The sequence below is a fragment of the Streptomyces atroolivaceus genome, assembly GCF_000717025.1.
Lineage (GTDB): Bacteria > Actinomycetota > Actinomycetes > Streptomycetales > Streptomycetaceae > Streptomyces > Streptomyces atroolivaceus.
The window spans coordinates 272,386-284,468 of sequence record NZ_JNXG01000005.1; the positions used below are offsets into that span (position 1 = coordinate 272,386).

Annotated in this window: 12 protein-coding genes; 10 read left to right on the plus strand and 2 right to left on the minus strand. The window is 70.6% G+C overall.

Going from position 1 to position 12,083, the window contains the following annotated elements; all coding sequences use genetic code 11:
- Positions 1 to 9 precede the first annotated feature (9 nt).
- The 8 genes from OO67_RS14450 (at position 10) to OO67_RS14485 (ending at position 7,261) form a co-directional block, all read left to right on the plus strand.
- On the plus strand, positions 10 to 261 hold the full coding sequence (locus OO67_RS14450; RefSeq protein WP_033300344.1) for a YkoF family thiamine-binding protein: 252 nt from the start codon (positions 10 to 12) through the stop codon (positions 259 to 261).
- Positions 258 to 635 carry a helix-turn-helix domain-containing protein gene (locus OO67_RS14455; RefSeq protein WP_033300346.1) on the plus strand — a complete coding sequence of 126 codons (378 nt, stop codon included), beginning with the start codon at positions 258 to 260 and terminating at the stop codon, positions 633 to 635. The genes OO67_RS14450 and OO67_RS14455 overlap by 4 nt, the downstream gene beginning before the upstream one ends.
- Positions 636 to 789: 154 nt before the next feature.
- Complete coding sequence (gene uraD, locus OO67_RS14460; RefSeq protein WP_033300347.1) at positions 790 to 1,296, plus strand: 2-oxo-4-hydroxy-4-carboxy-5-ureidoimidazoline decarboxylase; 507 nt, start codon at positions 790 to 792, stop codon at positions 1,294 to 1,296.
- Positions 1,297 to 1,344: 48 nt separating this feature from the next.
- Complete coding sequence (gene uraH, locus OO67_RS14465; protein ID WP_033300442.1) at positions 1,345 to 1,737, plus strand: hydroxyisourate hydrolase; 393 nt, start codon at positions 1,345 to 1,347, stop codon at positions 1,735 to 1,737.
- A 6-nt stretch (positions 1,738 to 1,743) separates the two neighbouring features.
- On the plus strand, positions 1,744 to 2,667 hold the full coding sequence (gene pucL / locus OO67_RS14470) for a factor-independent urate hydroxylase (RefSeq protein WP_033300348.1): 924 nt from the start codon (positions 1,744 to 1,746) through the stop codon (positions 2,665 to 2,667).
- Positions 2,668 to 2,731: 64 nt separating this feature from the next.
- Positions 2,732 to 4,132, plus strand: coding sequence for a nucleobase:cation symporter-2 family protein (locus OO67_RS14475; RefSeq protein WP_033300349.1), 1,401 nt, complete (start codon positions 2,732 to 2,734; stop codon positions 4,130 to 4,132).
- Between the two features lie 45 nt (positions 4,133 to 4,177).
- Positions 4,178 to 5,575 (plus strand): 8-oxoguanine deaminase, encoded by a 1,398-nt coding sequence (locus OO67_RS14480; protein WP_033300350.1) that lies wholly within the window; start codon positions 4,178 to 4,180, stop codon positions 5,573 to 5,575.
- 204 nt (positions 5,576 to 5,779) lie between these two features.
- Entirely contained in the window at positions 5,780 to 7,261 is a 1,482-nt protein-coding gene (locus OO67_RS14485) for a nucleobase:cation symporter-2 family protein (RefSeq protein WP_033300352.1), read from the plus strand.
- A gap of 59 nt (positions 7,262 to 7,320) precedes the next feature.
- Here the strand turns inward: OO67_RS14485 and OO67_RS14490 are convergent, their stop codons facing one another.
- A complete protein-coding gene (locus OO67_RS14490) occupies positions 7,321 to 8,187 on the minus strand; it encodes a chitosanase (RefSeq protein ID WP_033300353.1) in 867 nt (288 codons plus the stop codon).
- Positions 8,188 to 8,295: 108 nt separating this feature from the next.
- The gene (locus tag OO67_RS14495) at positions 8,296 to 9,093 is read right to left on the minus strand and encodes a chitosanase (RefSeq protein ID WP_033300354.1); all 798 of its coding nucleotides are present in this window, start codon (positions 9,091 to 9,093) and stop codon (positions 8,296 to 8,298) included.
- Positions 9,094 to 9,158: 65 nt separating this feature from the next.
- On the opposite strand from OO67_RS14495, the gene OO67_RS14500 reads away from it, so the two are divergent.
- Both OO67_RS14500 and OO67_RS14505 read left to right on the plus strand, forming a co-directional pair.
- The gene (locus OO67_RS14500; RefSeq protein ID WP_033300355.1) at positions 9,159 to 9,842 is read left to right on the plus strand and encodes an alpha/beta fold hydrolase; all 684 of its coding nucleotides are present in this window, start codon (positions 9,159 to 9,161) and stop codon (positions 9,840 to 9,842) included.
- Between the two features lie 52 nt (positions 9,843 to 9,894).
- Positions 9,895 to 12,036 (plus strand): hypothetical protein, encoded by a 2,142-nt coding sequence (locus tag OO67_RS14505; protein ID WP_244300176.1) that lies wholly within the window; start codon positions 9,895 to 9,897, stop codon positions 12,034 to 12,036.
- Positions 12,037 to 12,083: the final 47 nt, after the last annotated feature.

The window sequence follows — 12,083 nt, forward strand, 5'->3', positions numbered from 1 at the left end:
GGAGGCACCGTGCGCTTGAGGGTGGAATTCACCACCGAGCCCTTCGATCTCGACGAGGCACCCGCTCACGCGGTGGTGGCCCGTGAGGTCATCCAGACCGCGGACCTGGACGCGGTGGACGTGGGCCCCTTCGGGAACACGGCCGAAGGGGGCGCCGACCAGGTCCTCACCGCGGTGGACGCCCTGCTGCGCCAGGCCCTGGCATCGGGCGCCACCCGGGTCTCCCTCCAGGTCAACGTGATCGGGGAGGACACCCTGTGACCGAACCGGCCGACCACCCGCTGGTCACCGCGGTGAAGCCGCTCGTCGACGCCATGGGCGCCGAACTGCTCGACCCGGGGCAGGCCACCACCGAGGACGTGGTGCTCGCGTGGGAGGGCGTGGACGTCATGGCGGTGCGGCTCCCGCAGCTCTCCGAATCGCTCGACCACATCCTGGCCGCGATGGAACGGCGGCACGGGATGCCACTGGCCGAGCTGGACCGTAAGGCCAAGCAGGGCGTCGTACGCACCCTGGAGGCACGCGGTGCCTTCTCCGTGCGGCACGGAGTGGAGACCGTGGCCGGTGCGCTCGGGGTGAGCCGCTTCACCGTCTACAACTACCTGAACCGGGACAACAACACCAAGAGCGAGTAGCCGCGCGTAATGCGGTCCAATGCCGTCGTCCGGGAACTCGGGCGGCGGCATTCTCTGTTCGTGGAATTTCAACAAACTGTTGACGTGCTGTTGCGAAGGGCGTTAGCTATCCGCAGCCCGACAACGCACAGCGAAAAAAGCCACGGAGGCTCCCGTGACTACGAGCTCCACACCGGGCCTCGCCCGGTTCAACGACCTGACGGCCGCAGAGGCCACAGCCGCACTGCACGAGGTCTGCGCCAGCGCGGCGTGGGGAGGCCACATCCTCGCCCACCGTCCGTACGCCGGCACGGACGCCCTGTTCTCCACCAGTGACGCCGCCACGGCCGAGCTCTCCGCGGAGGACCTGGCCGAGGCGATGGCGGGCCACCCGCCGATCGGACGCCCCAAGCCGGGGGACCCGGCCTCCGCCCGCGAACAGCGGGGGATGGCCGGAGCGTCCGAGGAGCTCAAGGCGGAGATGCTCGAACTCAACCTGGCCTACCAGGAACGGTTCGGACACGTCTTCCTGATCTGCGCCACCGGAGCCACCGGTGAGCAGATGCGCGACGCGGTGAAGGACCGGATCGGCAACTCGCCGGAGCGGGAACGCGAGATCGTCCGCACCGAGCTGGGCAAGATCAACCGCATCCGGCTGACCCGCCTCGTAGAGGACTCCTGAGGACCAGGACCTCGTACAGCACTCTCGAACCCAAGGAGCGTGACGGTCTTGAGCACCGACACCACCGCATCGGTGTCCACCCACATCCTGGACACCAGCATCGGCCGTCCCGCCGAAGCCGTCACCGTCTCCCTGGCCGCCCGTAGCGGCGGCGACGCGCAGTACGTGACGCTCGGCGGATCCGCGACCGACGCGGACGGGCGCTGCAAAGACCTGCCGGCCCTGCCGGAAGGAACCACCCACGTACGGCTCGTCTTCGACACCGAGTCGTACTTCACCGCGAAGAAGCAAGCCGAGGCGCAGCAGGACGCCCCCCGCGTAAGGGACAGCGGCGCGTTCTTCCCGGAGGTGGCGATCGCATTCGCCGTCACCCCGGGCGAGCACTATCACGTACCGCTGCTGCTCAACCCGTTCGGCTACTCCGTTTACCGAGGGAGCTAGCAGACAATGCCCACGATTCTCGGCCAGAACCAGTACGGCAAAGCAGAGAACCGCGTCGTCAAGATCACGCGGGACGGCGACACCCACCACATCAAGGACCTCAACGTCTCGGTCGCCCTCTCCGGCGACATGGACGACGTCCACTACTCCGGCTCCAACGCCAACGTCCTGCCGACGGACACCACCAAGAACACGGTGTTCGCCTTCGCCAAGGAACACGGCATAGAGTCCGCCGAACAGTTCGGCATCCACCTCGCCCGGCACTTCGTCAGCTCTCAGGAGCCGATCCAGGTGGCCCGGATCAGGATCGAGGAATACGCCTGGGAGCGCATCGCGACCTCCGACGGCAACTCGAGGTTCATCGGCGCGGACGACGTGAAGCACTCCTTCGTCCGCAAGGGCCAGGAGACGCGCACCACCCAGATCACCTTCGACGGTGAGAAGTGGGAGGTCATCTCCGGCCTCAAGGACCTCAGCGTCATGAACTCCACCAACTCGGAGTTCTGGGGCTACGTCAAGGACAAGTACACGACGCTGAAGGAGGCGTACGACCGCATCCTCGCGACCGACGTCTCCGCCAAGTGGCGGTACAACTGGACCAGCGACGAAGAGCGCATGCCGAACTGGGAGAAGTCCTACGAGCAGACGCGCAAGCACATGCTCCAGGCCTTCGCGGAGACGTACTCCCTCTCGCTCCAGCAGACCCTGTACCAGATGGGTTCGCGCATCATCAACAGCCGCAGCGAGATCGACGAGATCCGCTTCTCGCTGCCGAACAACCACCACTTCCTCGTGGACCTCGAGCCTTTCGGCCTCAAGAACGACAACGAGGTGTACTTCGCGGCCGACCGTCCTTACGGCCTCATCGAGGCGACGGTGCTCCGGGACGGCGTCGAGCCGAAGATCCCGGTCGACATGACCAACCTCTGACGCGGTGCTGAACCGGTCCCCGCCCCCAGCGGGGCGGGGGCCGGTCATCCCGGAGGGAAATACCATGGCACAGCCTGCAACGGGGCCGGCGAAAGGCCCGTGTACCACGTCACCGACCGCTGCCGGCACGGCAGTTCACCCGGTGGACGAAAAGCTCCCGCCCTCGCGGCTCGTCCCCGCCGCGCTCCAGCACATCGCCGCCATGTACGCGGGCGTCGTCACCCCTCCGCTCATCATCGGGCAGGCCGTCGGACTCGACGCGGCCGGAATGACCCGGCTCATCGCGGCGAGTCTCCTGATCGCGGGACTCGCCACCCTCCTCCAGACCCTCGGCGCCGGCCGCTTCGCCGGGAACCGGCTGCCGTTCGTCAACGCGGCCTCCTCCGCCGGGATCGCGCCGATGCTCGCCATCGCCGAGACCAGCGCCCCGGGCCGCCAACTCCCCGCGATCTACGGCGCGGTGCTCGTCGCCGGCGTGTTCTGCCTGGCCGTCGGCCCGTTCTTCGGCCGTCTGCTGCGCTTCTTCCCGCCGCTCGTCACCGGGGTCGTGATCACCCTCATCGGCGTCACGCTGATGCCGGTACCGGTCGGCTGGGCCCAGGGAGGTGACGCCACCGCCGACGACTTCGGTGCCATGAAGTATCTGGCGCTGGCCGCCTTCACCCTCGTCGTCATCCTGCTGATCCAGCGCTTCGGGCGCGGCTTCGTCAAGCAAGTGGCCCTGCTCGCGGGCATGTTCGTCGGCACGGTGGCCGCGATCCCGTTCGGCCTCGCCGACTTCTCCGCACTGGGTTCCGCACCTGTCGCAGCCCTGCCCACGCCCTTCGCCTTCGGGCCGCCCGAGTTCCAGCCCGCCGCGATCCTCTCCCTGTGCATCGTGATGCTGGTACTGATGACGGAGTCGTCCGCCGGAATGCTCGCACTCGGCGAGATCTGCGACCGGCGCACCGACGGCCCGACCATCACCCGCGGTCTGCGCACCGACGGCATCGCCACCCTCCTCGGCCCCGTCTTCGGAGGCTTCCCGACCAGCGCGTTCGCTCAGAACGTCGGCGTCGTCTCGCTGACGCGGGTACGCAGCCGGTACGTGGTGGCCGCGGCGGGCGGCGCCCTGCTGATCCTGGGCGCGTTCCCCGTCCTCGGGGCGGTCGTCTCCCTGGTCCCGATGCCCGTGCTCGGCGGCGCCGGCATCGTCCTGTTCGGCTCGATCGCGGTGAGCGGCATCCGGACCCTGTCCGAGGCGGGGCTCGACGACAGCTCCAACATCATCCTCGTGGCGGTGGCACTCGGCGCGGGCATCATCCCCCTCGCGGCACCCGCCTTCTACGCCGGATTCCCGTCCTGGGCGCAGACGGTGCTCGGCTCCGGGATCAGTGCGGGAGCGCTCGTCGCGGTCCTGCTCAACCTGTTCTTCCATCATCTCGGCACCCACAGCCGTAACGCTGTGGCACTCAAATCCTCCTAGGGTCCTGCCGTGCCCACATCGCCAGACGCAGAAGAGGGAAGCACCATGGCAGCTTCGGCGGATCCAAGGACCACGCAACGCATCGTCATCGAGAACTGTGCGATCGCCACCGTCGACGCCCACGACACCGAGTACGCCTCGGGGTACGTCGTCGTGGCGGACAACCGCATCGAGTCCGTCGGCGCCGGCAAGGCCCCGGAGGGCCTCGGAGGCGTCGTACGGCGCATCGACGGCACCGGGCACCTGGTCACGCCCGGCCTCGTCAACACCCACCACCACTTCTACCAGTGGATCACCCGGGGCCTGGCGACCGACCACAACCTCTTCGACTGGCTGGTCGCGCTGTACCCGACGTGGGCGCGCATCGACGAACCGATGGCCCGCGCGGCGGCACAGGGCTCGCTCGCGATGATGGCCCGCGGCGGGGTCACCACCGCCATGGACCACCACTACGTCTACCCCCGTGGTTCCGGCGACCTGTCCGGCGCGATCATCGGCGCCGCCCGCGACATGGGCGTACGCTTCACCCTCGCCCGCGGCTCCATGGACCGCAGCGAGAAGGACGGCGGACTGCCGCCGGACTTCGCGGTGGAAACCCTCGACGGAGCACTCGCCGCCACCGAGGCGGCCATCGACGAACACCACGACACCTCGTTCGGCGCGATGACACAGATCGCGGTCGCGCCCTGCTCGCCCTTCTCCGTCTCCACCGAACTGATGCGACAGGGAGCCGAGTTGGCCCGCCGTCGCGGCGTGCGCCTGCACACGCACGGTTCGGAGACCGTCGAGGAGGAGCAGTTCTGCAAGGAACTGTTCGGGATGGGTCCGACGGACTACTTCGAGTCGACCGGCTGGCTCGGCGACGACGTGTGGATGGCGCACTGCGTCCACATGAACGACTCGGACATCGCCGCCTTCGCCCGCACCGGCACCGGCGTCGCGCACTGTCCTTCCTCCAACGCCCGCCTCGCCGCGGGCATCGCCCGGGTCCCCGACATGCTGGCCGCCGGTGTCCCGGTCGGGCTCGGCGTCGACGGCACCGCGTCCAACGAGTCCGGTGAACTCCACACCGAACTGCGCAACGCACTCCTCATCAACCGCCTCGGCGCCCACCGTGAGAAGGCCCTCGACGCGCGCCAGGCGCTGCGCCTGGGCACCTACGGCGGTGCGCAAGTCCTCGGCCGGGCCGCGGAGATCGGCTCCCTGGAACCGGGGAAGCTCGCCGACCTCGTGCTGTGGAAGCTGGACACCCTGGCCCACGCCTCCATCGCGGACCCCGTGACCGCCCTGGTCTTCGGTGCCGCGGCCCCCGTCACCCTCTCCCTCGTCAACGGCAGAACCGTCGTCGAGGACAACCACCTCACCACCGTGGACGAGGACGCCGTCGCCCGCGCGACCCGCGACGAGGCCAGGCGACTGGCACAGATCGCCGCCGGAGCCTGATGCTCCGCACCCCCTGACAGGCCGGCCGCCGTGGACCCGAGAGGTTCACGGCAGCCTGTGCCGGTGCGCGTACGTCCCGTACGCGCACCCGCCCAGGTGAGCTCCGAGCTGCCCGCACCAGCTGCACGACCTGCACCAACGCACCACTCAGCACCACCTCCCTGACACCCACGTCGCCCGACGTGTACCCGACCGGAGGAAGCCGTGGCAGCTACGCCCAGGTTTCGTAAGAACGCAGTCGATGGAAACGCAGTCGAAGGAAATGCGGGAGAAGGACGCGCGGAGGAGGAACGCGCGGCCGGCGGCCCGGACCGGACACACCCGGTCGACGAGAGGCTTCCGCCCCTGAGGATGTTCACCAGCGGCCTCCAGCATGTGGCCGCCATGTACGCGGGTGTGGTGGCCCCGCCCATGATCCTGGGGCCCGCCGTGGGTCTCAGCGCCAAGGAGACCGCCTTCCTCATGGGGGCGAGCCTCTTCACCGCGGGGATAGCAACCCTGCTCCAGACCCTCGGCTTCTGGCGCATAGGCGCCCGGCTGCCGTTCGTCAACGGCGTCTCGTTCGCCGGCGTGACCCCGATGATCGCGATAGGCAAGGACCGTGGCCACGAAGGCATAGCCGTCATCTTCGGCGCGATCATCGTCGCCGGTCTCATCGGCTTCGTCCTCGCCCCGTACTTCTGCAAACTGGTGCGGTTCTTCCCGCCCGTCGTCACCGGCACCGTCATCACGCTGATCGGTGTCTCGCTGCTGCCGGTGGCCTTCAACTGGTCGCAGGGCGGCAACGCGACCGCCGACGACTACGGCTCGATGACCAACATCACGATGGCCGCCGTCACCCTCGTGATCGTGCTGGCCCTGCGCAAGCTGCTGCGGGGCTTCCTCCAGCAGATCGCGATCCTGCTCGGCCTCGTCATCGGCACCCTGATCGCGATCCCCGCCGGCATCACCGACTTCGGGGCCCTGGGCGACGCCGACCTCGTCGGCTTCCCGGCACCCTTCTATTTCGGCGCACCGCAGTTCGAGATCGCCGCCATCATCTCGATGTGCATCGTGATGCTGGTCTGTATGACCGAGTCCACCGCCGACATGCTGGCCCTCGGCAAGATCGTCGGCCGCCCGGCGGACGAGCGGACCATCGAGGGCGGACTGCGCGCCGACACCCTGGGCAGCGCGATCAGCCCGCTCTTCAACGGCTTCATGTGCAGCGCCTTCGCCCAGAACATCGGGCTGGTCGCCATGACCAAGGTCCGCAGCCGGTTCGTCGTGGCCGCCGGCGGACTCATCCTGGTGCTGCTCGGGCTGATCCCCGTGGCAGCGTCCGTCATCGCCCTCGTACCGCTTCCGGTCCTCGGCGGCGCGGGGATCGTGCTCTTCGGGTCGGTGGCCGCGAGCGGCGTCCAGACGCTGGCCACCGCCGCCCTGGAGAAGGGCGAGAACGCCCTGATCGTCGCGGCGGCCGTCGGTGTCGGCCTCATACCGATCGCCGCGCCGGGTTTCTACCACGCCTTCCCCGAGGACCTGCTCGTCGTCCTGGACTCGGGCATCTCCACCGGCTGTGTGGTGGCGATCGTGCTGAACCTGGCCTTCAACCACTGGGGCCGGACACCGGACGCGGATCCGGAGACGGAAGCCGCGGAGAGCGAACAGCCGAAGGACCCGATGGCCGTGCCGGTGGCCCACTGAACCGGGGGTGCGCGTACGGCTCCTCGGCGGGGCCGTACGCGCACCGGGTGCGGGTGGCGTCAGCCGATGTGGAAGCTGTCGCCGTAGACCTGCCAGTCCAGCGGCGGGTCCAGATCCAGATTGCCGTCACGGAGGAACACCCGCTGGGCCGTGTCCACCCTGCTGGTGTCCGAATGGGCCTCCTCCTGCTTCATCGCCCAGACCCGCGCGTCCAGGAAGGCGTCGAGGTAGGCCACCTCGTCGCCACCCTGCGACGGCGGGCTCGCCTGCGCCAGTGCCATCTGGCGGATCGCACCGAAACTCGTACGGTCGCCGCCGCCGCCGTGCATCACGATGGCGTCGTAGTACGCGAACTGACCCAGGGTGCCGAGACCGTCGGCCTTGCCCTGGCGCACGGCCGGGTCGAAGTACACCCGGTCGCGCTCGTCGTTCTGCGCCTGCTCGAACGCGGGGTCCGAGGCGGCCTCGGCCCAGTGACCGGTGAAGCCGGGGTCGAGCCCCTCGTGCGAGTCGGTTCCGTCCACCTCCCGCAGGGCGGGCAGGTAGGACGCCAGGACGTTGCCCGGCTGCCGCTCGGTGTACAGCTCCACCAGATCGAGCATGTCTCCGGTGCCGGAGCAGAATCCGATGATGCCGGCGGTGTAGCCGCGGCCGTCGCCGATGTCCTCGATGTACCCGTACTGGGCCTTCCAGTCGAGCGTGGAGTTCTCCGCGCTCGACACCAGCTGCATGGCGATGTCCTTCTTCGCGGGGTCGTCGAGACCGGTCGCTGCTGCCTCCAGGTGTGCGGCCGGCGGCGTGGGGGCGCCGGGGTGGGCGGTGGCCGGGATCGCCGTCAGGCTCAGGCCGAGGGCCAGCACGGCGATTCCGGCGGTGCGGGTGAACCGGGTGGTGCGACGTGAGGTGCTGTTGTGGGGGTGATGCACCAGACCTCCAACAGGAGTTCGTCGAGCCTGTTCTGTTAGGAAACTTTCCTACCAGAGCCCGCGGTGTGTGGTAACCCCTCGTGCACGTCCGGTCCGGAGTCCGGGAGCTCAGCCGATGCGGAAGCTCTCCCCGTAGACCTTCCACACCAGCGGGGTCTCCAGCTGGAGCTTCCCCTCGCGCACGAAGACGCGCTGGGCGGTCTCGACCCGGCTGGTGTCGCTGTGCGAGGGCTCCTTGCGGAGGGCGGCCACCCGGGCGTCCAGGAACGCGTCGAGATAGGTCTCCTCGTCACCGCCCTCGGACGGCGGCTCGGCCTCGGCGACGGCCTGGTCCCGTATCGTCCGGAAGCCCACGGTGCCCGCGGCGTCGGCGTAACCGTGCATCACGTAGGCGTCGTAGTAGATGAACTGCCCCAGCGCGCCGAGTCCGTCGGCCTCGGCACGCCCGACCGCCGGGTCGAAGTACGCCCGGTCGCGCTCGTCGTCCTGCGCCGACCGGAACACCGGGTCCGCGGCCGCCTCGGCCCAGGCCCCGGTGAACGCGTCCCCCAGCCCCGCGTGCGAGTCGCTGCCGTTCACCGCGCGCAGCGCCGGCAGGAAGCCCGCGAGCGCGTTGCCCGGGCGGTCCGCCGTGTAGCGCTCCACGACCTTCAGGAGGTCTCCGGTGCCGGAGCAGAATCCGATGATGCCGGCGGTGTAGCCGCGGCCATCGCCGATGTCCTCGACGTAGCCGTACTGCGCCTTCCAGTCCAGGGAGGAGTTCTCCGCGCTGGACACCAGCCGCATGGCGATGTCCTTCTTCGCCGGATCGTCGAGCCCCTTCTCGGAGGAGCCGGCACCGGACCCGGAGCAGCCGGTCAGGAGGAGGGCCGCGACGGCGGCGAGGGCGAGACGTCTGTGCTTCACGCGCCAAGCGTGCCAGGCCAGGGGGCCGGAGCCGGCCGGACCCCGGCGCCTGTAGCGTTCGGCATATGGAAGATCAGTCTGTTGTGGACGTCGGCGATGTACGCCTGGCCTACCGGACCTGGGGCGACCCCTTCGGTTCGCCCGTCGTCCTCTTGCACGGCCTCGGCGGCTCGTCCCTGAGCTGGGAGGCGGTGGGCGCCCTGCTCGGAGAGGAGTGGCGGGTGTACGCCATCGATCTGCGAGGGCACGGCGAGAGCGACTGGCCCGACGAGTACGCCTTCGAGCAGATGCGGGACGACGTCCTGGAGTTCCTCGACGCCTGCGAGCTCGACCGGGTGGGCCTCGTCGGCCACTCGATGGGCGGAGTGGCCGCCTATCTGCTCGCCGAGGAGCACGCGGACCGGGTGGAGCGGCTGGTGCTGATCGAGACCCCGCCGCCGTTCCCGGGGCAGCCGGCCGACGACAGCATCCCGCCGGGCCCGGTGGACTACGACGAGAACGTCCTGGCGGCCGTCCGGGCCCAGATCGCCGAGCCGGATCCGCACTGGGAGGAGGAGCTGGGCCAGATCGTGGCTCCGACGCTGATGATCGCGGGAGGCCCGGAGAGCAGCATGCCGCAGGGCAGACTGGCCGACATGGCCTCACTCATCCCCGACTGCAGGCTGATCACCCTGGGGGGTGGTCACCAGGTGCACAAGAAGCACGCCGACCAGGTGGCCCAGCAGATCACGGAGTTCTTCACCAGCTGAGGAGCCGCCGGCGCACTCGGCGCTGTCAGTGCCGAGTGCCATGATCCACCGCATGGATCTCAGCCGCTTCCTCGCCGAAGTCGACGCACACCCGTGGGCCGGCCTCACGCACGCCTACGGCAGCGCCGCCGATGTGCCCGACTGCCTGCGGAGGCTGGCGGGTGACGACGACGAGGCGGCGGCGGAAGCACTCTCCGACCTGTACGGCAGCATCCTGCACCAGGGCTCGGTGTACGAGGCCACCGCCCACGCCGTGCCCTGCCTCGCGCGGATCGCCGGTGCCGGGATCCGCACGGCGGACGTGCTGGCACTGCTCGGGGGCATAGCGGAGAACGGAGCGGACGACGGCGACAGCGACGAGGCCGCCGCCCGCCGCGCCGTGACCGCCGAACTGCCCCTGCTGCTGGCGTCGGTGGGGGCCGAGGACAGCGGCGTACGGCAGGCGGCGGCCTGGGCCGCCGCCATGACCGGCGCGACGGCCGAGGCGTACGGGGTGCTCCGTGAGCGCTTCGCGGTGGAGAGCGATCCGCAGGTCCTGGCCGACCTGCTCTGCGGTCTGGTCCACCTGGACCCGGCGGGCACGGCCGCCCTGGCAGCGGGGGCCATCGGGCCCGACAGGCCTGCCGAGGTGCGTATCGCCGCACTGCTGGGTTGCGTGGACGCGGGGGCGGAGTGGGGCCGGGAGCACCACGACGCCATGCTCGCGCTGCTGCCCGCCGACGACCTCGTCGCCGGCCGCATGGACCTCGACCGCAACGAGCCCCTCCAGTACGTCGTGTCGTCCCTGCTGCTCCGGGACACGCCGGCGGATCGCGACGGCGCGTACGAACTGCTGGGCGCCGCGCTGCGCGGTGGACGGCCGGGGGTGCTCGCCGAAGCCGTCTGGGCGGCGGAGTCCGCCGTGCAGGTCTCCCGCAGCGCACGGCGGCGGCTCGCGGATCCGCTGTGCGACGCGGTCCGCCGGGACCCGTCGGTCACGGGCGAGGTGCTGCCCCTGCTCCGGCTGCTCGGCGGACACGCGGCCCCCGCCGGCGCCGTGCTGGCGGAACTCGCCGCGCGGGACGACGAACGGGCGGACAGGGCACTCGCCGCGCTGGTCGACGTGGACGCGGCGCGGGCCGTACCGCTCCTGGCCCGCGACCTGGCGAGGAGGCCCCAGGCGCTCGACGCGGCGTGCGGAGGCCTGCTCGGCTCACCCCGTGTCCCGTGCGACGCCGCCCTGCTCACGGCGGTGCGTGCCAGGCTCGCCGACCCGGGCGCGCTCAGCGGACAGGAGCCCTTCCGCTACGCGGCTCTGCTCGAGGCCTGGGGGAGCCGCGCGTCCTGCGCCCTGCCCGAAGTGCTGGGTGCGCTCGGGACGTTCCCCCAGCAGATGGCGAGGGCGGTCGCCGCGGTCTGCGACCCGGCCGACCTGGCCGTCGCGGGCGGGGCGCTGCGCCGGGAGGCGCGTTCGGGACAGCGGGAAGGGAGGCTCGGTGTGGCGAGGGCCCTGTACGAGCTCACCGGCGATGCCGGGCCCTTGCTGACCGTGCTCGCGGAAGGACTGGCGGACGGCGGCGCGCACCGGACGCGTGAGGCGGCGTCGGTCGCCGCCGGCCTGGGCACGCACGCGACAGGACTGCTGCCCGCGCTCCGGGCAGCGGTGAGCGACCCCGCCGCGGACCGCACCGTCCCGGACCTGGACGCCGACGTCGCCGTAGCGGAGGCGCTGTGGCGGATCGGGGGCCGCGCGGAGGAAGCCGTGCCCCTGCTGCGCGGGGCGCTGGATGAGACCGGGCTGAGCTGGATGCGATGGACGGTGGCCAGGGCCGCGCGCGTCGCCGGACTCCTGGCCGGTGAGGGCCGGCCGCTCACCGACGCCCTGCGGCGGCTGCTGCCGGATCCGCTCCAGACCCCGGCCGCCGTCCTCGCCCTGCGTGCCGTCGCCCCGGAGGTGCTGGACGCGGCTGCGGTGGCGGGGATGCTGCTGGACTCGGTGGAGCAGGACGCGGACCCGTTCACGGCGCTGGACGCGCTCCAGGAGCTCGGTCCCACCGCGATGACCGGCGGACACCGCCGTCGGCTGACGGGGCTGGCCGAGCGGGATGTGCGGGTGACCTCCTCCAGCGCGGACACGGCTACGGCACCCGCCGACGAACGGTTCCAGACGCGGGCGCGGGAGGTGCTGCGGGCGCTCCGTGAGCCGGATGCCTGAGAGCCGGCTGATCCGGGCCCCGCTCCCACGGGCCGACTCCGTGCCGG

Excerpts from the sequence above, each read along its gene's own strand:
- OO67_RS14500 (WP_033300355.1), top strand. The coding sequence starts at position 9,159 with ATGGAAGATCAGTCTGTTGTGGACGTCGGCGATGTACGCCTGGCCTAC.
- OO67_RS14475 (WP_033300349.1), top strand. The coding sequence starts at position 2,732 with ATGGCACAGCCTGCAACGGGGCCGGCGAAAGGCCCGTGTACCACGTCA.
- pucL (WP_033300348.1), top strand. The coding sequence starts at position 1,744 with ATGCCCACGATTCTCGGCCAGAACCAGTACGGCAAAGCAGAGAACCGC.
- OO67_RS14505 (WP_244300176.1), top strand. The coding sequence starts at position 9,895 with ATGGATCTCAGCCGCTTCCTCGCCGAAGTCGACGCACACCCGTGGGCC.
- OO67_RS14480 (WP_033300350.1), top strand. The coding sequence starts at position 4,178 with ATGGCAGCTTCGGCGGATCCAAGGACCACGCAACGCATCGTCATCGAG.